Origin of the sequence: Polaribacter porphyrae, from assembly GCF_002954685.1 — a bacterium.
Classification (GTDB): domain Bacteria; phylum Bacteroidota; class Bacteroidia; order Flavobacteriales; family Flavobacteriaceae; genus Polaribacter; species Polaribacter porphyrae.
Map to the genome: position 1 here is coordinate 2,416,779 of NZ_MSCN01000001.1, position 21,411 is coordinate 2,438,189.

General features: G+C 28.9%; 21 protein-coding genes. 14 read left to right on the forward strand and 7 right to left on the reverse strand.

The features are described from left to right. Window positions 1-77 precede the first annotated feature (77 nt). Window positions 78-1,571 (forward strand): hypothetical protein, encoded by a 1,494-nt coding sequence (locus BTO18_RS10815; protein WP_105016232.1) that lies wholly within the window; start codon window positions 78-80, stop codon window positions 1,569-1,571. Window positions 1,572-1,583: 12 nt separating this feature from the next. Next, a complete protein-coding gene (locus tag BTO18_RS10820) occupies window positions 1,584-2,192 on the forward strand; it encodes a DUF6705 family protein (RefSeq protein ID WP_105016233.1) in 609 nt (202 codons plus the stop codon). Between the two features lie 145 nt (window positions 2,193-2,337). Here BTO18_RS10820 and BTO18_RS10825 read toward each other — a convergent pair whose 3' ends face one another. Next, window positions 2,338-2,703, reverse strand: coding sequence for a DUF8840 domain-containing protein (locus BTO18_RS10825; RefSeq protein WP_105016234.1), 366 nt, complete (start codon window positions 2,701-2,703; stop codon window positions 2,338-2,340). 157 nt (window positions 2,704-2,860) lie between these two features. After that, window positions 2,861-4,213, reverse strand: a complete 1,353-nt coding sequence (locus BTO18_RS10830; protein ID WP_105016235.1) for a DEAD/DEAH box helicase — start codon at window positions 4,211-4,213, stop codon at window positions 2,861-2,863. Window positions 4,214-4,315: 102 nt separating this feature from the next. Between BTO18_RS10830 and BTO18_RS10835 the strand changes: the two genes are divergently transcribed. From BTO18_RS10835 to BTO18_RS10860, 6 genes are all read left to right on the forward strand, one after another. Next, complete coding sequence (locus tag BTO18_RS10835; protein ID WP_105016236.1) at window positions 4,316-5,080, forward strand: TatD family hydrolase; 765 nt, start codon at window positions 4,316-4,318, stop codon at window positions 5,078-5,080. Further along, entirely contained in the window at window positions 5,080-5,574 is a 495-nt protein-coding gene (locus tag BTO18_RS10840) for a methylated-DNA--[protein]-cysteine S-methyltransferase (protein ID WP_105016237.1), read from the forward strand. The genes BTO18_RS10835 and BTO18_RS10840 overlap by 1 nt, the downstream gene beginning before the upstream one ends. 58 nt (window positions 5,575-5,632) lie before the next feature. Next, complete coding sequence (locus BTO18_RS10845) at window positions 5,633-9,010, forward strand: DUF8818 domain-containing protein (RefSeq protein WP_105016238.1); 3,378 nt, start codon at window positions 5,633-5,635, stop codon at window positions 9,008-9,010. A gap of 127 nt (window positions 9,011-9,137) precedes the next feature. Continuing rightward, window positions 9,138-9,659: a DUF3575 domain-containing protein gene (locus tag BTO18_RS10850; protein WP_105017556.1), complete on the forward strand. Its 522-nt coding sequence runs from the start codon at window positions 9,138-9,140 to the stop codon at window positions 9,657-9,659. 41 nt (window positions 9,660-9,700) lie between these two features. Beyond that, entirely contained in the window at window positions 9,701-10,198 is a 498-nt protein-coding gene (locus BTO18_RS10855) for a hypothetical protein (RefSeq protein ID WP_105016239.1), read from the forward strand. Window positions 10,199-10,500: 302 nt separating this feature from the next. Further along, a complete protein-coding gene (locus tag BTO18_RS10860) occupies window positions 10,501-11,148 on the forward strand; it encodes an Imm26 family immunity protein (protein WP_105016240.1) in 648 nt (215 codons plus the stop codon). Between the two features lie 208 nt (window positions 11,149-11,356). Here the strand turns inward: BTO18_RS10860 and BTO18_RS10865 are convergent, their stop codons facing one another. Beyond that, on the reverse strand, window positions 11,357-12,904 hold the full coding sequence (locus BTO18_RS10865) for a glycine--tRNA ligase (RefSeq protein ID WP_105016241.1): 1,548 nt from the start codon (window positions 12,902-12,904) through the stop codon (window positions 11,357-11,359). Window positions 12,905-13,003: 99 nt separating this feature from the next. Here BTO18_RS10865 and BTO18_RS10870 point away from each other — a divergent pair, with 99 nt between their 5' ends. Genes BTO18_RS10870 through BTO18_RS18180 form a run of 3 tightly spaced genes read left to right on the forward strand, consistent with a single transcriptional unit; the run spans window position 13,004 to window position 15,584 of the window. After that, on the forward strand, window positions 13,004-13,693 hold the full coding sequence (locus BTO18_RS10870; RefSeq protein ID WP_105016242.1) for a ComF family protein: 690 nt from the start codon (window positions 13,004-13,006) through the stop codon (window positions 13,691-13,693). A 55-nt stretch (window positions 13,694-13,748) separates the two neighbouring features. Beyond that, window positions 13,749-15,365 (forward strand): Ig-like domain-containing domain, encoded by a 1,617-nt coding sequence (locus BTO18_RS10875; RefSeq protein WP_105016243.1) that lies wholly within the window; start codon window positions 13,749-13,751, stop codon window positions 15,363-15,365. 3 nt (window positions 15,366-15,368) lie between these two features. Beyond that, window positions 15,369-15,584: a PLDc N-terminal domain-containing protein gene (locus tag BTO18_RS18180; RefSeq protein WP_105016244.1), complete on the forward strand. Its 216-nt coding sequence runs from the start codon at window positions 15,369-15,371 to the stop codon at window positions 15,582-15,584. A gap of 49 nt (window positions 15,585-15,633) precedes the next feature. Here the strand turns inward: BTO18_RS18180 and BTO18_RS10885 are convergent, their stop codons facing one another. Beyond that, window positions 15,634-16,782, reverse strand: a complete 1,149-nt coding sequence (locus tag BTO18_RS10885; protein WP_105016245.1) for a cystathionine gamma-synthase — start codon at window positions 16,780-16,782, stop codon at window positions 15,634-15,636. 42 nt (window positions 16,783-16,824) lie between these two features. Continuing rightward, window positions 16,825-17,280 (reverse strand): DinB family protein, encoded by a 456-nt coding sequence (locus BTO18_RS10890; RefSeq protein ID WP_105017557.1) that lies wholly within the window; start codon window positions 17,278-17,280, stop codon window positions 16,825-16,827. A 42-nt stretch (window positions 17,281-17,322) separates the two neighbouring features. On the opposite strand from BTO18_RS10890, the gene BTO18_RS10895 reads away from it, so the two are divergent. Next, window positions 17,323-17,661: an arsenate reductase family protein gene (locus tag BTO18_RS10895; RefSeq protein WP_105016246.1), complete on the forward strand. Its 339-nt coding sequence runs from the start codon at window positions 17,323-17,325 to the stop codon at window positions 17,659-17,661. Window positions 17,662-17,667: 6 nt separating this feature from the next. Here the strand turns inward: BTO18_RS10895 and BTO18_RS10900 are convergent, their stop codons facing one another. Beyond that, a complete protein-coding gene (locus BTO18_RS10900; protein ID WP_105016247.1) occupies window positions 17,668-18,648 on the reverse strand; it encodes a glycosyltransferase family 4 protein in 981 nt (326 codons plus the stop codon). A 76-nt stretch (window positions 18,649-18,724) separates the two neighbouring features. Then, on the reverse strand, window positions 18,725-19,546 hold the full coding sequence (locus BTO18_RS10905; RefSeq protein ID WP_105016248.1) for a DUF8457 domain-containing protein: 822 nt from the start codon (window positions 19,544-19,546) through the stop codon (window positions 18,725-18,727). Between the two features lie 101 nt (window positions 19,547-19,647). On the opposite strand from BTO18_RS10905, the gene BTO18_RS10910 reads away from it, so the two are divergent. Beyond that, a complete protein-coding gene (locus BTO18_RS10910; protein ID WP_105016249.1) occupies window positions 19,648-20,304 on the forward strand; it encodes a thymidine kinase in 657 nt (218 codons plus the stop codon). Further along, complete coding sequence (alr, locus tag BTO18_RS10915) at window positions 20,301-21,401, forward strand: alanine racemase (protein WP_105016250.1); 1,101 nt, start codon at window positions 20,301-20,303, stop codon at window positions 21,399-21,401. The genes BTO18_RS10910 and alr overlap by 4 nt, the downstream gene beginning before the upstream one ends. The last annotated feature ends 10 nt before the right edge of the window (window positions 21,402-21,411 follow it).

Genomic DNA, 21,411 nt, shown 5'->3' on the forward strand with positions numbered 1-21,411 from the left:
TTGGCTAAATTGAATGCTCAAAAATTGCAGTTTCCTAATTAGTAAAAATTGAATAGTAATTATTAAATTTAATCTATATGAAAAAAAGAAAAATTAACTTTATCAAACTCGGAATCCTTCTCTTTGGAATTTCTTTATTTTTATTTAATTGTGAGAAAGGGGAACTAAATCAAGTAAATAAGAACACTTCTTTATTAAAAACAGTTTCTAAAAAAGAATCTGCTTCTTTTTTAACTCAAAATAAGACTTTAGCTAAAGGCTACAATTCTTATTTGACTTATGATATTTCTAAAATAAGTTTTGAAAACATAACAAATTCTGAATCAAAATTAACAGTAATACCTGCTAAAGTTGAAGGTAGTAGTCTATATAGTAGAATACTTTTATTGAAGATAAATGATACCATTAAAAGTGTTGTTTATAATATGTATCCAAACTTAATTCAAGAAACTCCATACTTTTCTGGTCAAGTAACACTAACTAATTTAAACGGAAAAGTAAAAAAAGCATTTAGATATTTAAATGGGGTAATGATGAATGTCTATACTTTAAAACAAAACAATTTTTACAATAGAAGTACTACTGATGCTTCAGCAGAATGCAGAATGTTTTGTGGACACGATTCTTCTGACCAGTATTGTATTTGTAATACTCAAGAATTAGAAGGGTTCGAAATTACTGCATCTAATAATACAAGTGATTACGTACCTATTGCTATTTTATATGGAGAAGATGATGGAACTTCAGGTAGTTCAAATACTTGTGAAGTAAACTGCAATGGTTGGGATGATGGTGGTGGAAATAATGATAATTTACAAAATTGTGGAGAAAATGAAGTTTATAACCAAGCAACTAATAAATGTATTTGTAAAGCAGGGTTTATAAAAAACAGTAGTGGAGATTGTATTAAAGACATCAATTGCGTGAGACTTAAAAGATTAGTTAAAAACGATTCAATAGGATCTAACATAGTACCAATGGTTAATCAGTTAAGAAATAAACTTGGGATTGGGAATAAAGAATGGTCTATTGCTTATAAAAACAAATGGATAAATGGCACAAGAAAAAACGTACCTGATGAAAACGGAATACAAGAAGGTCCTTCAGATACAAGATCGCACTTTACGTCTGGTAATATTTGGGTAGGTCAAATGCATACACACCCTCAAGGTACAATTTCTATCTTTTCTTGGTTAGATATTAGAGCACTTAAAACTTTACATACAGATTCTCACGATAATTTTAATGATGAAGTTTTTGTAATGTCTGTTACTCCCAACAATTTAACCTATACTATTAGAGTTGACAATATACAAACACTTATTTCTAAAATTCAAAATGATATGGATAATGCTAATGGCAATAATGATGATGAAAAAATAAAAAGTATAATGAAAGAAATGACAGAGGATTATAGAAAAAGCAGTAATTTAGAGCAAACCTTTTTAGACTTATATGGTAGTTATGGTATTTCGCTGTATAAAACTACAGATGCAAATTTAAATAATTGGAAACAATTAGAATTGGATACAAATGATAACCAAATTGTAAATGAAACCCCTTGTAATTAAAAATTAAAAATGATGAAAAAAATAATATTTATAGCAGTATTTATAGTAGCACTATATAATTGTAAAGCTCAAAGCCCTATATTAAATATGGAAGATACAAATATTACTAAAAGTAAAGCTCCTAACAACTCCTATTATAAGGACGTTAATAATACTCTAAACACTTTTGAAGGCACTTGGCTCTATATTAATGGTAATACTTCATTAAAAATAAAATTAGTAAAAAGCATAAAGTTTTTTAATGGTAAATTTTATGAAGACTTATTAAGTGGTGGTTATCAATACATTAAAGATGGTGTAGAAAAAATAAATACACTTTCTGATGCTAACGACCCAAGTATTGGACGTAATGCTAGTATTAGAGGAAACAACATATATAATAATTGTAAACATTTACCAGTTAATGATTGTGTAGAAGGTGAAAAAAATTTAGACTTGTCCATAAATGATATTCCGCTAAATGGACATATAGGTGATTTAAGGTTATTTAAAAGAACCATTAATGGACAACAAGTATTAAAAGCAAATATGGTAATGAATTATCTTAGAGAAATTAGCGGAAGAGCTCCAGACCCAACATTACCCTGGAGAATAAAAAATTTTGTGCTTATTAAACAATAAAATACAAACCACAACTACGTATATAAAAAATAGCAGTTAAGAGTTAGACCTAAAGTGTAATTCTTTTCTGCTATCTTTATTTATACTTTGAAAAGTAATAGTGTTTTCAACTGCTATCTTCCATATACAAAACCGTTAAACGAATCTATTCCAAAACTCTCACAAAATCATCAAAAGCTACATAATAAGGTTGATCTTTAAAAACAGGGTTTTCCACACTTTCTGCATTGGCAATACCAACACCTGCAAACCAAACTTTAGCATTTTGTTTTTTTGCATGATTTAGAAATGTTTCCATCCAAATAGAATCGTAATCATTGGGGTTTTGTAAATTATTAGTCGCTTTTACCAACACAAAAATGGTAGGCTCTCCTTTTTTAAACAATACAAATTGCGGATGTCTTTTTAACTGACTATTTATTGCCTGAAATTCATATCCCATTTTGGTAAGCTTCTCTCCTACTATATTCATTGCCAAATTATGCAACTCTTGTTTTGTTAAAATCTGCATTATTTTTTAATTTTTCTTAACTGTCATTTTGAGTATTATCGAAAACAAAATATATTTTGATCAAAGATAGCTTTGCAGAGCAAAACAATGAATTCGAAAAACCTAAATATTGATTTTAGATTTCTCCACAAGGTCGAAATGACAAACTGGCTTAATTTTATTTTTTCTTATTTCTACGATTATAGTTTTTATCTCCTCTCGTTTTTGGTTTTTTATATTTCTTTGCAATTTCTCTTCTGTAAGAACCTCCTAAATTTACTTTACTATTCTTTTCACTCTTTTCGTGGAACGCTGGTCCAGGCACATATTCTAAACCAGTTCTGTTTTTAGATTGCTCATTATCTTCTTTTGGGCGTTCATCTTCAGTTAACAATTTTGAAATTTCAACTTCTTCTGGGATTTCTAAAACAGGAATTTTATAATCCATTAAAATTTCTATTTCATCTTTAGCTTTTTGCTCTTTTTCTGTGGATAATAAAATGGTTTTACCTGCTTTTTCTGCACGACCAGTTCTACCAATTCTATGCATATAATTTTCAGGAAAATCTGGTGTATCAAAATTGATAACATGGCTTACATTATCAAAATCTAAACCTCGAGCCATAACATCTGTTGCCAGTAAAATTCGATTTTTACCTTCATCAAATTGACGAATAGAACGTATTCTATAGTTTTGTGTTTTGTTAGAATGTATCACACAAATTTCACTAGAAAACGCTTCTTCTAAATGCTTAAACAAGTAATCTGCAGTTCTTTTAAAAGCAACAAAAATTAATACTTTATAATAGGTTTCTTTGTCTTTTAATAAATGGTGTAGCAAATTCACTTTTGTAAAAAAGTTAGGAATATTGTAAGAAACTTGCTCAATATTATACAAAGGTGTTCCACTAACTGCAATAGAAATTTTCTTCGGATTTTTAAAGTAATCGTAAATCAAGGCATCTACATCTTCTGTCATGGTTGCAGAAAACAGAATGTTTTGTCTCCTTTCTGGAATGATGTCAAAAATGTTCATCAACTGAAAACGAAAACCCAAATCTAACATTACATCAACTTCATCAATCACTAATTTTTGGATAGATTTTAGCTTTAAAGCATTACTCAAACCTAAATCGTATAAACGACCTGGAGTTGCAACGATGATATCTTGCCCTTGTAAAATAGCTTGTTTTTGCGTATTGATATTTGTACCTCCATAAACTCCTAAAACTCTTGTATTGATATATTTTGATAGTTTTTCAATTTCATCTACAACTTGGATAACCAATTCACGAGTTGGCACCAACACCAAAACTCTTGGATGCTGTTGTTTCGAAAACTTTAAATCGCGTAAAATTGGCATCATATATGCAAAGGTTTTTCCTGTACCTGTTTGCGCAATTCCGACTACATCTTTACCAGATCTAACAACTGAAAATGCTTGTTCTTGAATTGGAGTTGGGTTCTCAAAGCCCAAATCATCAATCGCATATTGTAGTTGATTCGATAAGTCTAAATCTTTGAAAGTCATCCTTTACATTTTATACAAAGATACAGTTTATAAAGATGTAATCTTTTGATTTTATCAGCACTAATATTCTTAATTTTGTTATTCAATATTCAACTTTTTTTGATGATTACAGATACACACACCCATTTATATTCAGAACAATTTGATGAAGACAGAAAAGCGATGATACAACGTGCAAAAGATGCAGGCGTTTCTCGCTTTTTTATTCCTGCTATAGACTCTTCTTATACAGAACAAATGTTTTCTTTAGAGAAAGAAAATCCTGAAGATGTTTTTTTGATGATGGGTTTGCATCCAACCTCTGTAAAAGAAAACTACAAAGAGGAATTAGCACACGTAAAAGAATGGATTGACAAAAGAAGCTTCTACGCAATTGGTGAAATTGGAATCGATTTGTATTGGGATAAAAGTTTTCTCTCTCAACAACAAGAAGCTTTTAGAACTCAAATAAAATGGGCAAAAGAAAAAAAACTACCAATTGTAATTCATTGTAGAGATGCTTTTGATGAAATCTTTGAAGTTTTAGAAACTGAAAAAGGAAAAGGTTTGTACGGAATTTTTCACTGTTTTACTGGAACTAAAGAGCAAGCTCAAAAAGCCATTTCTTACAATATGAAATTAGGAATTGGTGGAGTTGCAACCTTTAAAAATGGGAAAATTGATAAATTCTTAAATGAAATAGACATCAAACACATTGTTTTAGAAACAGATGCACCTTATTTAGCACCAACACCATATAGAGGAAAAAGAAATGAGAGCTCTTATATTATCAATGTTGTTGATAAATTAGTAGATATTTATGGTTTAACTTTTGATGAAATTGCTGAAATTACAACTCAAAATTCTAAAGAAATTTTTGGTATATAATGCAAGAAGTACAAACCACATACTACAAAACCCCAATAGGAATAGCAAAAATTGTTGGTGATAAAAATGGAATTCAATCTGTTTCTGTTTTGGATGATTATTCTGTTGCAGAAGAATTGTTACATCAATCAGTACCATATTGTCTACAAGAATGTGTAGTGCAATTAGAAGAATATTTTAAAGGGAAAAGAGCTAGTTTTGGTTTAACTGTGAATCCTAAAGGAACAGATTTTCAAAAAAAAGTTTGGAAAAGTCTTTTACAAATTCCTTACGGAAAAACAAGAAGCTATTTAGAACAAAGTAAAGCTTTAGGCGATGTAAAAGCGATAAGAGCTGTGGCTTCAGCCAATGGCAAAAATCCTCTTTGGATCATAATTCCCTGTCATAGAGTTATTGGTTCTGATGGTTCTCTCACAGGTTATGCAGGTGGAATTTGGCGTAAAAAATGGTTGCTAAATCATGAGAATCCTGCAAAACAACAATCTCTTTTTTAATTTCAGCTTTTTTAAAACATAAAAAACATATTTTTACGTTAAGAACGTTTTGTTTTATATGTCTCAAAAAATTCTTTTTTTCTTTTTGTTTTTTGTTGGGTTTTCAATCCAATCGCAAACAATTTCCACAGATTTTAGGAAAAAAATTATTGAGGTAAAAAAAGACACCATTCAATTAGATTCTGTTCCTATAAATTCTCAAAAATTTAAAATTACAGATTCATTAAAAACTGTACTTAAAAAAACTGCTTATCAAATTGATTTTAGTAAAGCCCAACTTATTATTAACAGTAAAAAATACCCTAAAATTATTGTTGAGTATTTTAGAATTCCAGAATTCATCACAAAGACTTACACTCCTTTTGATGATAAACTCATCTTACAAAACACAAATAGTAATGGTACTTTATACAGCCTAACCACTAACAAAAAAGCTAATGATATAAAGCTATTTGATGGTTTACAAACAAGAGGATTCATTACGAGAGGTGTAACTACTGGCAATAACCAAAATGCAGTAACTAATTCTGCTTTAGACCTAGAAATTGCTGGTAAATTATCAGAAAATGTAACCTTAAGAGCAAATATTTTTGACACCAATATTCCTATTCAAGAGAATGGATACTCTCAAAACTTAACAGATTTTGATAGAGTATTTATAGAAATGGAAAGCAAAAATTGGCGTGTAAAAGCTGGTGATTTATCTATTCAAAACAACGAAACCTTCTTTTTTCCGTTTGCAAAACAAGTAGCAGGTTTAGAGGTTGAAGCTAATATTAATGACAAAATAAATGTGTTGGCTTCTGGTGCAGTTGTAAGAGGTAAGTTTAACACATTTACATTTACAGGAGTTGAAGGTAACCAAGGCCCTTATAAAATTTTTGGAGCAAATAACGAAAGTGCAATTTTAATTATTGAAGGTAGTGAGCAAGTATATGTAAATGGAGTTCAAATAAAACGTGGCGAAAACGAAGATTATATGGTAAATTATAATTTGGGTGAAATTACCTTTAATACTACATATCCTATTACAAATGATATGAGGGTATGGATTGATTTTCAATATGCAGAACGAAATTACACACGTTTTATTACCTATAATAAAGCATCTTACAAGGGAGAAAAATTTAGTATTGCTGGCTATTTTTACAGTGAAAATGATGTAAAAAGTCAGCCTTTACAACAAAGTTTAACAGATGCTCAAAAACAAATTTTAGCCAATGCTGGTAATAATACAAGTGCCATGTTTGCAGAAAGTGCTTTTATAGATACTTTTAATGAAAATAAAGTATTGTATAAAAAGGTAATTATTGGAAATAACGAGTTTTTTGAATATTCAACAAATGAAAACGATGTTTTATACACAGTTGCTTTTACCAATGTTGGCGTAAATAATGGCGATTATATTTTAGACAATACCATTGCTATTGGTAATATTTTTAAGTTTGTTGGAGTTAATCAAGGAGATTTTAGCCCAGTTGTTAGATTAATTGCTCCTTCTAAATCTCAACTATTTATTGTAAAACCTGCTTTAAATGCAACTAAAAAAACAAGTCTAGATGCTGAAATTGCAGTTAGTAATTATGATGCTAATTTATTTTCTACCATTGGCGATGATCAAAACGTGGCTTTAGCTGCAAAAGTAAATTGGCGACAAACATTAATTGATAAAAAATGGAAACTAACTAGTAAAATTAGCCATGAATTTGCCGATAAAAATTTCTTTTCAGAACAAGGTTGGGAACCTGTAGAATTTAATAGAGATTGGAATATCTTAACAAATAGAGCTACCAAAAACTTTTTTCAATCAGAATTTAACCTTACAAATAAAAAAGATGATTATATCAGCTACAGATTTAATAATTTAAGTTATGACAATGGTTTTAAAGGCAGTAAACACGATTTTAAATCAAAACTGAAAGCCAATAAAACCACTTTTTTTGCTGATGTTAGTTTCCTAAATAATTCATCACCACTAGAAAATAATTCATTTTTTAGAGCTAAAGCTAATGCAGAACATAGTTTAAAAAAATCTTGGTTTGGTACGTTTATCAATTTTGAAACCAATTTACGAGAAAATGAGAACGCCAGTCAATTTATAAATACTAGTCATCGTTTTAAAGAATATGAAGGCTATTTTGGTATAGGAGATTCCACCAAGATATTTGCAAAAATCGGGGTAAATTATAGAGATAATGATAGTATTAAATCGAATAGATTTACCGAAATTAATAATAGAAAAACATTTTACATCAACAGTAAACTAATAAAAAATAAGAACACCAATTTAAGTGTATTTGCAAATTATAGAATTACAGAAAATAGCTTTACAAATGATGAAAAAGCATTAAATTCAAGAATAGTATTCAATCAAAAACTATTTGATAATTTTTTAAATTTAAGCACAGTTTATGAAACTTCTTCTGGCAATGTAGCTAGACAAGATTATATATATGTACTTACAGAACCAGGTTTAGGCTTTTACACTTGGATTGACTATAATAATGATGGTGTAAAAGATTTTAATGAGTTTGAAGTAGCTCAATTTCAAGATCAAGCCAATTACTTGCGTTTACCTAAACCCAATTTGCGTTTTATTGCTACTCAACGTGCAAAATGGCAACAGAACGTAACTCTAAATCCAAGAAATTGGGCAACTAAAAAAGGATTTAAAAAATTTGTTTCCTATTTTTACAATCAAGCTTTTTTAACTGTGGAAAATGAGCAAGAAAGAATAGATAATTCATTTCAACTTAACCCTTTTGATTTTGATGAAAGTTCATTAATAAGCCTTAATTTAAATTTTAGAAACAGCCTATATTTTAATAAAGATTTACAAAAGCATAGTACAACTTTTACATATGGAAATTCACAATCTAAACAACAGTTTTTTATTGGAAATCAAGAAAATAATATCAAATTACATCAAATAAATTATATTCATAAATTTTCAACATTTTGGTTGATTGAATTTATGGGAAATACATCTATAAATAAACTAGAAACGGAGAATTTTACAGATAGAAACTATACAATTAATACCAATGAACTCCAGCCAAAAATTAGTTTTTTATACAACACTAACAATCGGTTTACAGCTTTTTATCATCTTAAAAACAAGCACAATACTATTTTAAATATGGAAGAGTTACAACAACAAAAATTTGGGGTTGAATACTTTTATATAGGTAAAAAGAAAAACCAGATATCTGCAAATGTAAATGTATTTTTAAATGATTTTGAAGGGAATTCAAATTCACCAGTAGCCTACCAAATGTTAGAAGGTTTGCAAGCTGGTACTAATTATACTTGGAATTTAATTTTTAATCAAAAACTAAATTCATTTTTAAATCTAAACTTGAGCTATTTAGGTAGAAAAAGTGAAAACTCTAAAACGATTCATACAGGAAGTGTGCAGTTACGAGCAAATTTTTGATAAAATAACGCAACCATTTTTGGTTTTATTCGTCTGTATATAGTAATATTACAACTTATTAAAAAGTTATAATCTTGGTATGTTCTTTGATAAGAATACTAATCTAATACTTAATACAATCAAACAAATGAAAAAAATTACTTTACTTATTGTTTTACTAGTTAGCATCACATTAAATGCTCAAGAAAAAGAAAATACTCCTCCACAAGATGTAGATAAAAAAGGAGAAGTAAAAATAAATGCCTTAACACTATTAGCAGCAAAATGGATAGATATTTCTTATGAAAGATTAATCGATGAAGAATCTTCTTTTGGTATCGCTGCAACTTTAAATACAGATACAGCTGAAACTGATTTAAATTTTGCTATAACTCCTTATTATAGAAGATATTTCTCTGGGAAATTTGCAAGAGGTTTTTTTGTTGAAGGTTTTGGTGCTTTATTTTCTGCTAGAGACAATCCTTTTATTTTTGGAACAAACGAAAAATTTGAAACTGGATTTGCTATGGGTGTTTCTGTTGGAGGTAAATTTGTATCAAAAAAAGGTTTTACTACAGAATTGTTACTGGGTATTGGACGTAATTTAGTCTCTAGTGATAATAATGAAGCTTATGGTAGAATAGGTATTTCTGTTGGATATAGATTTTAATTCTATTTTTGTAATTTAGTATGCAAATTCAATAAAATTTTATGAAAAAAATATTAATAGTTTTTACTATACTTACAAGTGGTTTAAGTTTTACTCAAAGAGAAATTAAGCTAGATGTTGCAGATGCACTTGTGATTCGAAGTTTAGAATTTTCTTATGAAAATTATATCAATGAAGATTCTTCTTTTGGTATTTCTGCTCTCTTTAATTTGGCTGAACAAAATATTGATTTTAGGTATAATGAAAACATGATGATTACTCCTTATTATCGTCATTATTTTACAACCAATGAAAAATGGAACTTCTTTGGGGAAGGTTTTTTAGGCATAAATTCTGGAAAGAAGGAATCTGTAAAAGATTCTGGTATTTTTGATGTAAAATATACAGATGGTGCTTTAGGTGTTGCTGTTGGTACAAAATATATTTCAAGTGGAGGATTAGTGATAGATTTATATGGTGGAGTTGGACGTAATTTATTTGGTACAGACTCACCAGTTTTAGTACCAAGAGTTGGTTTAAATGTTGGCTGGAGGTTTTAATTTTTAAAGCCATTACAAAAGCTAAAATTTCGAAACATTATCCACAAAATTTATTCTTAAAAACACAATCTGCAATAGCGATTTCTAACGATTTAAACATTAATGAAAACAGCACTGAAAGTATTATTTTAACCAATAAATTCAATGGTGTTTTAGATATTGTTTCAAATAAAAACATAAAGAAATCAGGTCATTACTCTTTAGAAAGAATTCCAAATTTGACAGGAGATTTTAAGAAAAAAAAGAATAATTAATAATAAAAGCGAATTGTATAAAATATCAGTTTTGTTGTTTAGAGAAATATGGCAAAAAAAAATAAAAAAATAGAAAGTGGAACAATTATAAGAATAAAGTTGAATTTTGATTTAGGCTATACTTTTGCAAAAGTAGTTAATATGTGTGATTTTTCTGAAATTGATCTATCTACAACTCTTCATTATATAATATATCCATATAATTACATTGAAAAAAAAGAAAATATTTTTAATTATATTAAATTTATTGAATCAAAACCACTAACAGGTCCTTTATTCGTTATAGATATCTTATATGCTATTAAAAATTCTAAATATCAAATTGTTGGAACAAGTTTATTAAGAAATTATGAGCAAAATATCCCTGATTTTAGAGGCTTTAGTTCAGATGTTTTTGCTATACATAAATATGAAAAAGATGCAACTAGTTGGAATTATTTTGAAAAGGGAAGACCATTTAAACGAATATCAGCGAACTATGACCAAGTAAAGCATTTGGAAGGTAATGCAGCTTTATCTCACAATCATATTGAAAAAAGACTATCAATGGAGGTCTTAAATCGTAAAAAGTTAAAAATAGAAGATTTTTACGATATGCAAGATTGGATAAACTTAAAATTATACTATAATATGCATTATACTGTTCCTTTTAATGAAGTCCCAAATCATATTAAGGGTAAAGCAATTTTATGGTAATACTAATACGTTTTTAATTTTATCTGAAAACTAATTTAAATCCCAAATTACAGGAATCAAAAAAAATTACCACTAACTTTAAGGATACAAATGCTACAATAATTATTTTAAAAGTTTTATTTGAACCATTTAGAGAAATTTTATAAAAACAAAAACCTCATCAAAATTAAAAATTGATGAGGATTATTTTTTTTATTGAAAAAAATTGTTATGAATCTATTTTCTGCAACCAAGTTTTTACATCAACTTCGGCTTTTATAATTTCTTTTAATTCTGATATGGCAACACGCTTTTGTTCCATTGTATCTCTGTGTCTTATGGTAACAGAATTATCTTCTAAAGAATCGTGATCTACTGTAATACAAAATGGAGTTCCTGCAGCATCTTGTCTTCTGTAACGTTTACCAACTGCATCTTTTTCATCATAAAAAACGTTGAAATCCCATTTCAAATCATCCATAATTTTACGAGCAACTTCTGGTAAACCATCCTTTTTAACCAAAGGAAAAATTGCTGCTTTGTAAGGTGCTAAAACTGCTGGCAATTTTAAAACGGTTCTTGTGGTTCCATTATCTAATGCTTCTTCCTGTAATGAGTTTGAGAAAACTGCTAAAAACATTCTATCTAAACCAATAGAAGTTTCTACTACATAAGGCACATAGCTCTTATTTTCTGTATGGTCAAAATATTGTAATTTCTTACCTGAAAATTCTTCGTGTGCTTTTAAATCAAAATCAGTTCTTGAGTGAATTCCTTCTAATTCTTTAAACCCGAAAGGAAAATTAAATTCGATATCTGCTGCTGCATCTGCATAATGTGCTAATTTATCATGGTCATGAAAACGATAGTTTTCTTCTCCCATTCCTAAACTTAAATGCCATTTTAAACGGGATCCTTTCCAGTTTTCATACCATTCTTTTTGAGTGCCTGGTTTTACGAAAAATTGCATTTCCATTTGTTCAAACTCACGCATTCTAAAAATAAATTGTCTTGCAACAATCTCATTTCGAAACGCTTTACCTGTTTGTGCAATTCCAAAAGGAATTTTCATTCGTCCAGTTTTTTGCACATTTAAAAAGTTTACAAAAATACCTTGTGCTGTTTCTGGTCTTAAATATACTTGCGTAGAATTTTCTGCTGATGCTCCTATTTGCGTTCCAAACATTAAGTTGAATTGCTTTACTTCTGTCCAATTTTTAGAACCTGAAGCTGGGCAACCTATTCCTAGATCTACAATTAATTGTTTAAAGCCAACCAAATCACTTTCTTCTTGAACTCTTGTCAATTCTGCAGAAATTTCATCAATTTGTTTTTGACGACGAATTACATTTTGATTTGTAGCTCTAAACTCTTCCTCATTAAAAGCATCACCAAAACGTTTTTGTGCTTTAGCAACATCTTTTTGTATTTTCTGATTGATTTTTTCTCTAAAATCTTCGACCAAAACATCTGCTCTGTATCGTTTTTTAGAATCTTTATTATCAATTAAAGGATCGTTAAAAGCATCTACGTGACCAGAAGCTTTCCAAGTAGTTGGATGCATTAAAATGGCAGCATCAATACCTACAATGTTTTCGTGCATTTGCACCATTGCTTTCCACCAATAATCTCTAATATTCTTCTTTAACTCAACTCCATTTTGAGCGTAATCGTAAACCGCACTTAAACCATCATAAATTTCAGAAGACTGAAATACATAACCATATTCTTTTGCGTGTGATAAAACCTTTTTAAACTGATCTTCTTGTTTTGCCATAATGAGGGCAAAGATAAACGTTTGCATAAATTTATCAACTAAAAAAACAACAATCTGTATAGCTAATTTTATTATCTTTAGGTTGAATTGCTATTACTTATGAAAGAAATTTTAAAAAATCTAGTACAGATATTTTATCCAGATTTATGTGCTATTTGTGAAGATAAGTTACTACAAAATGAACACACTATTTGTACAATTTGCAGGCACGATTTGCCCCTAACAAACATTACAAATTACAGTGATAATAAAATATTACATACTTTTTATGGCAGTGTTATAATTGAAAAAGCATTTGCTTTGTTGTTTTACACAAAAAAAGGAATTGCAAAAAAGCTAATACATGAGTTAAAATATAAAGATAATGAAGACATTGGAATATTTTTTGGCAATTGGATAGGAGAAATTTTAAAAGAAAATGAAGAATTTAAAAATGTAGATGTTATAATACCTGTACCTTTACATTCTAAAAAAATTAGAGAAAGAGGATATAACCAAGTAACTAAATTTGGAGAAAGGTTAAGCTACCATTTACAGATTCCGCTTGTAGAAAATAATTTAGTTAGAATTTCATCAACTAAAACACAAACCTTTAAATCTCGTTTTGAACGCTTTACTAATGTTGATACACAATTTTCTTTGAAACAACCTAAATATTTTAACAATAAACATGTTTTAATTATCGATGATGTTATTACAACAGGTGCTACTTTGGTAGCTTGTGCCAAACAATTTCAAAAATCTAAACATTGTAAAATAAGTATTTTAACTATTGCTTACACAGCGTAAAAGTTTATGATTTTATATTGAAAAATTAATCGTTAATTTGCAGTAAATTATTTTTGTGAAAATCGTTTATAGACTCCTTTTTATTCTTTTTTTTACATCACTTTTTACAAACTGTGCAAGAACAGGAAGACCTGATGGTGGCCCTAAAGATGAAAAAGCACCTTTATTTGTAGTTGCAAATCCACCTTATGGGGCTACAAATTTTAACGAAGACAAGGTAAAACTAGAATTTAATGAGTTTATCGTTCTAAAAGAATTGAACAAGCAATTCGTAGTATCACCACCTATGAAAAATCCTCCTTTGGTTTCTCCTCAAGGTTCTGCAAGCGATTTTATTAAAATAGAGATTTTAGATACACTTAAAAAGAATACAACTTACATTTTTAACTTTGGTAACGCAGTTCAAGATAATAATGAAGGAAATAAACTCGAAAATTTTAAATATGTTTTTTCTACAGGAAGCTATATAGATTCACTCAAAACGTCTGGTTCAATAGTAGATGCTAAATTAGTTGAAGCTCCTAAAAATATTAATGTTCTTCTCTACAAACTAGACACTTCTTTTAGAGATTCAATTATCTATAAACAAAAACCAAACTATATTACAAGTACTTTAGATACTACACTTTTTAACTTTACCAATCTAAAAGAGGGTAAATACTTAATGTTAGCATTACAAGAATCTTCTAGTGATTATATTTTTAATTCTAAAACTGATAAAATTGGTTTTGTTGCAGATACTATTCAATTACCTAGAGATAGTATTATAAAAAAGCCAATTGTTTTGTTTAAAGAAAATCAACCTTACAAATTTAAAAGAGGCAAAGAAATTACTAAAGGTAAAATTCAGTTTGGTTTTGAAGGTGGATTGAGAGATTTAAAAGTTGACCTTCTTTCTGATGTCCCAAAAGATTTTAAAAGTATAGCCAAGTATGAAACTGATAAAGACACGCTAAATTATTGGTTTAGCCCTTTTAAAACTGATTCTTTAAATTTCACCATTTCTAACGCTGATTATATTGATACTGTTACTGTTAGATTGCGTAAGAAAAAATTAGATTCTTTAGCAATAAATGCATCAATTAAAAGTGTTTTACATTTTAGAGATACTTTTTTTGTTAATAGTAATAATCCAATTGTTAAAATTGACACTACCAAAATAACACTTTTTGACAAAGATACTTTAGCTGTAAACTATACTATTTTAAGTTCTAAAAAAGAGAACAAAATTGGTATTCTTTTTAAGAAAGAACCTAGTCAAAAATATAAACTTACAGCATTACCAAATACATTTACTGATATTTTTGATATTAAAAATGATACCTTAACGTATAACTTTGTTACCAAAAAAATTGATGATTATGGTAGAATTACTATCAATTTAAATAACACTAATAATAAAAATACTATTGTAGAGTTATTAACTGGTAGAGAACAAAATGAACTTGTTGAACGCCAGTTTACAAACTCTTCTAACAAGGTTATTTTTGATTTATTAGAACCTAAAAAATATACCATTAGAGTTATTATCGATAAGAATAATAATAGAAAATGGGATACAGGTAGTTATTTACAACGCATTCAACCAGAAAAAATAATATACCATCAAGCCATAAACAACTATAATTTAAGAGCCAACTTTTATTTGGAAGAAAATTTTACCATTGAGTAAACTATGAAAACCCTAACCCTTATTACCCTTATTGTTTTAACAATTATACTTTGGTTTAAAGCGATAAATGATATTACTAAAACAAAATTTGAAAATGATAGATTAAATAGAATCTGGTTTTTAATTGTATTTTTTATTCCAATTATTGGAGCAATAATATATTTTCAATTAAAAAGAAAGTTTATTCTAAAAAAACCTAGAAAAAAATCTAGGTTTTAAAGTATAAAACACCTTCCACCTATTATAATCTAATAGAAGGTGTACTTAATTATAAATTTAAAGCCTGATCTAAATCTGCAAGTAAATCTTCTTCATCTTCTATACCAACACTTAAGCGAATTAAAGAATCTGTAATTCCTATTTTCAACCTTTCTGGTTCTGGTATTGAAGCATGAGTCATTGTTGTTGGATGATTTACCAAACTTTCTACACCTCCTAAAGATTCTGCCAAAGTAAATACATGTGTATTTTCTAAAAATTGAAATGCAGCTACCCTACTCTCATCTTTTAAACGGAAAGAAACCATGCCTCCAAAATCTTTCATTTGTTTTTTAGCCACTTCATGATTAGGGTGATCCTCAAAACCTGGGTAATATACCTCTCCTACTTTTGGATGATTTTTTAAAAAATTAGCAACTGCCCTTCCATTTTCACAATGTCTTTGCATTCTAATATGTAGTGTTTTAATACCTCTTAAAGCCAAAAAAGAATCCATTGGCCCAGCTACTGCACCTGCTGCAAACTGAATAAAGTGTAACTCTTCTGCTAATTTTGCATCTTTTACCATTAAAGCTCCCATAACTAAATCACTATGCCCTCCTAAATATTTAGTTGCAGAATGCATAACAATATCAGCACCTAAACTTAATGGTTGTTGTAAGTAAGGGGTCGCAAATGTATTATCAACTGCAACTAAAATATCTGAATTTATAGCTTTTACAGCTGACGAAATCGCTTCTATGTCAGCAATTTTCATTAACGGATTTGTTGGTGTTTCTAGCCAAACTAATTTTGTTTTTTCTGTAATGGCATCAGTAACATTAGCAACTGAATTCATATCCACAAAAGAAAATTCTAAACCATATTTTTTAAACAAACGAGTAAACATTCTATAAGTTCCACCATACAAATCATCACCAGCTACAATTTCATCTCCTGGACTTAAGGTTCTTAAAACACAGTCAATTGCAGATAAACCTGATGAAAATGCAAAACCATGTGTACCGTTTTCAATTGCTGCAAAGCTATTTTCTAAAGCGGTTCTTGTTGGGTTTGCTCCCCTTGAATATTCGTAACCTTTATGCTGGCCAGGACTGGATTGTGCGTATGTTGATGTTAAAAAAACTGGAGGCATAACAGAACCTGTAGCTTCTTCATGCTTTTGACCTCCGTGAATTGTTTTGGTATTAAATTTCATGTTTTATATATTTCTATCTATAGTCTAAAAAAAGACAAAAGTTTACAAAAATTTCTTGATTGATCTTATAATTCCATAATGAATCCCCTCATGAAAATTATTAAAAGGTATTGCATTTTCTATTGAACTCAACACAAAACCTGTACTTGTTGGGTATTCTGTATAATTTTTAAAAATGCCTGCAGTATAATCTTCTTCTAATGTGTTTGGTAGGGCAACTAACAACTCTTTTACCTCTTCAAATTCTTCTGCTGTAAAAGTTTTTGTTGGCGATGTTCCTTTTCTATGTGCTTCAATTAACTCGTCTGTACATAAAGGATTTAGTCCAGATAATTTGTAATGCAACAATTGTTGTGTTACAACCAAATGTGCCACATTCCAAGCAATACTATTTTTAAAACCTTCAGGGATTTTATGAATTCCCTCTAGAGTTAACCCTTCTAATTCTTTAATAACAAGTTCTCTAGATTTTCTTAAAATATCAAATTGAGTATTCATTTTTATCATTAATTTTGATACTGTAAATATAATTGATAAAAAATGAAGAAAGTCTATTTTTTAAAAACTTGTGATACTTGTAGAAGAATTTTAAAGGACCTAAATTTAGAAGGTTTTGAACAGCAAGAAATAAAAACCAACCCTATTACAGCTAATGAATTAGAAGAAATGTACCAACTTTCTAAAAGTTATGAAGCTTTATTTAACAAACGTGCAAGACTATACAAGTCATTAGATTTAAAAAACAAAGATTTATCTGAAATTGACTACAAAGATTACCTTTTGCAAGAATACACTTTTTTAAAACGCCCAGTTTTTATAATTGATAACCAAATTTTTATTGGTAATAGTAAAAAGGTTGTTGAAGAAATGAAAAAATAAAAAATTTTAGTTTTTATATATTTTCATCAATTTTTCTGCCTCTTTTTTGGCACTCCAATTTTGTAAAATTTCTTGTCTAGCTTGTTTTCCTAAATGGGGAATTTTTGCTGTTATACTTTTTTTAAGTAATGTTTGTAGTTCTTCACTATTCCCTGCTTCAAACAGGTATCCATTTTTATTATGCGTAATTAATTCTGAATGCACACCTACATTTTTTGTAGCAATTACAGAACATTCACAAGCCATTGCTTCTGCTGTTACCAGAGAAAAACCTTCAGAAAAACTTGGTGCTACTACTATTTTTGATGCTTGATAATATTTAATAATATCTCTAGTTTCGTCAATAAAATGTACTTGATTTTCAAAACCATGTTTTTTGGCTATTGCTTTGAGTTCTTCTAAAAAATTTGGTTTATCAGATTTGCCAACAATTACCAAAGCCCAATCTTTATGATCTTGCAGAACTTTTGCAGCTTCTAATAAAATGATTTGACCTTTGGCTTTACGAACTCTACCTGCATTTAGAATAATATTTTTTTGAGCAACGTTTTTGAGTTTTGCTTTTGGATTTGGTATAAATTCATCAACCTTAATTCCATGACCAACTATGGTGTTTGGTATGCCTAAATTGGCACTCATCGTTTTAATAAGTGTAACAACTTTATCTGCTTTTTTTAAAAGAAACTTTGTAAGCGATGATGGTTTGGTTTCTGCATGTCTTGTAGCTATTAAAGTAAATTTTGCTCCTAAAATTCGATACCAAAGCATTTTTAAAATCTCATTGTTTCTATGGCAATGCACCACAATTTTAGCATCAGAAAATAAAAAGGATTTTAGTTTTGAAGTAGTAATATGTTTTCCATCAATATTAGAACCATAGACATAAGTTTCAAATTCATCATCAAAAAAAGGGAGTACATTTTCTATGCTTCTAGTGACTCCTGTTTTTCGTTTGTGAAAGTGGGTATGTATTAATATTGGTTTCAAATAATTAAGTTTGAAGTTTGAAGTTTGAAGTTTGAAGCATCAATATTGAATCTTAAACTCTAAACTTTAAACTTATTTAGGCAAATTTACGTGTTATAATTTCCATAAACCTAGTTTCTAATTCTTCTTGATTAGACCAATCATAATCTGGTTTTACCATATTTTTAATGAACTTTTTAGCTTCCTTTTCTGCCTTAAACGTATTTAATTGAGAAATTACTCTATTATAGTTTTCTTGGTCACCTTCAAAAAGATGTTTTACAAAAGCAATTCTATCATTTAGTCCAATCTGAATATTTGCAGATAATTTATCATTTAAAGATTTTGGTTGTGCGTTTTCAAACAAATCTGCAATAACATCAACAGAAATGGTATCTTGCAATTCGTCTTCTAAAGTAGGTGTTTTCTTTTCTCCAACATCTTTTACATCATTTTTAAAATTGGTTGCAGTAGTATTATCTGCAAACATAAGCTCTTCTAGCTCATCAAAAGGTTGCTCTATAATTTCTTCTACTTTAGGTTCTTTTATTGTTTTAGTTTCTATTACCTCTTTTTTATCTTCAATAACAACTTGCTTTTCTTCCTCTTTTGGTTCATCAATTAAATTATAAATAATTTTTTCATCTTCGCTTTCTGTTAAAACATTACCCTGATTCATTTCAGAATTTATTTGCTTTTCTTTTAGTTCAAAAGCGGTAATTACTTGTTCTTCAAGTTCAGATTTTGTTTCGTTTAAATTAGGAGTAACATTAACATATTCTTCTACAAATGCTAGCATTGATAACTTTTCATAAACATCTTTAGCTTTATCTTTTAGCGCAAATACATCTTCTTTATTTTTCATTTTTAAAATGCTGTGTGCTAAACTAATTAAATCTGCTTCTAATTTTTTGTGCATAAGTTGTTTGTTATAGTTACTATTTACTGCTAAATATTTATAAATTTGTAAACGCCGAAAATTAAATAAAATTATAAAATTCTAACGCTTAAAATTACAAAATGTTTCTTGAAAATACTGTAAATCACACAGAACAATTTGGTTGGATAGAAGTAATTTGTGGTTCTATGTTTTCTGGTAAAACAGAAGAATTGATTAGACGTCTAAAACGTGCACAATTTGCCAAACAAAATGTAGAAATTTTTAAGCCTGCAGTAGATACACGTTATGATGACGAAGAAGTAGTGTCTCATAACGATTCTAGAATTCGTTCAACTCCTGTGCCAGTTTCGTCAAATATTAGATTATTAGCCAATAATGTTGATGTTGTTGGTATTGATGAAGCTCAATTTTTTGATGATGAAATTGTTGCTGTTTGTAATGATTTAGCCAATAGAGGAATTCGTGTGATTGTAGCTGGTTTAGATATGGATTTTAAAGGTAAACCTTTTGGCCCAATGCCAGCTTTAATGGCTACTGCAGAGTATGTAACCAAAGTACATGCAGTTTGTACACATACAGGAAATTTAGCTCATTATAGTTTTAGAAAAGCACAAAATGATGATTTGGTATTATTAGGTGAAACTCAAGAATATGAACCCTTAAGTAGAGCTGCTTATTACAAAGCTTTGCAAAAGCAAAAAGAAAATTCTGAATCTAACTTAAAAGGTTCTGAAACAAGTTCAGATGATACTGAAGTAAATTCAGCACAAATATGAACAATCATGTAACTGTTCTAGAAATTGATGCAAATGCTTTAGAGCATAACCTAAATTATTTTAAACAAAAATTAGAACCTAGCACCAAAATATTGGCTGTTGTTAAAGCTTTTGGTTATGGAAGTGATGGTGTGCAAGTGGCTCAATTCCTACAAGACAAAGTAGATTATTTTGCTGTAGCTTACACTCATGAAGGTATTGCTCTAAGAGAGGCTAAAGTAAAAACACCCATTTTAGTGCTACACCCTCAAATACAAAATCTACAAACTATTGTAGAGTACAGGTTAGAACCTAATTTATATAATTTTAAAATATTTAATGCGTTTTTAAAACTTGCAGATGAAGCCCCTTTAATGAATTATCCCATTCATATTAAATTCAATACAGGGTTAAACAGGTTGGGCTTTTGGCATAATGATTTGTCAATTATAATTAGTAAGCTAAAAGAGACCAATCATGTAAAAGTACAATCGCTATTTTCTCATTTAGCAGCTAGTGAAGATTTAGAAGAAAAGGAGTTTACCATAAATCAACTAAATAATTTTGCATATATAGCCAAACAATTTTATAAGCATCTCGACTATGAACCCTTATTACATATTCTAAATACTTCTGGAGTTGTAAATTATGCAAAAGCTCAATTTGATATGGTTAGAATTGGCATTGGTTTGTATGGCTTTGGAAACGACGAAAAAGAAACTGCTCAACTTAAAAACACACACAATTTAAAGTCAATTATTTCTCAAATTCATTTAATAGAACCCGGAGAAACTGTAGGTTATAATAGAGCTTTTGTTGCTAAAAAACATTCTAAAACAGCTACAATTCCTGTGGGTCATGCAGATGGTTTATCAAGAAAACTTGGAAACAAAAAGGGATATGTGTTTATTAATAATCAGAAAGCTAAAATTATTGGTAACGTCTGTATGGATATGATTATGGTTGATGTTACTAAAATTGATTGCAATGAAGGTGATGAAGTTATCGTTTTTAACAGCCAAGAAATGTTAAAACATATTGCAGAAGTTTCAGAAACAATAGTATATGAAACTTTAACAGCCATTTCTCAACGTGTTAAGAAAGTGTTAAAGAGATAAAAAAAATTAG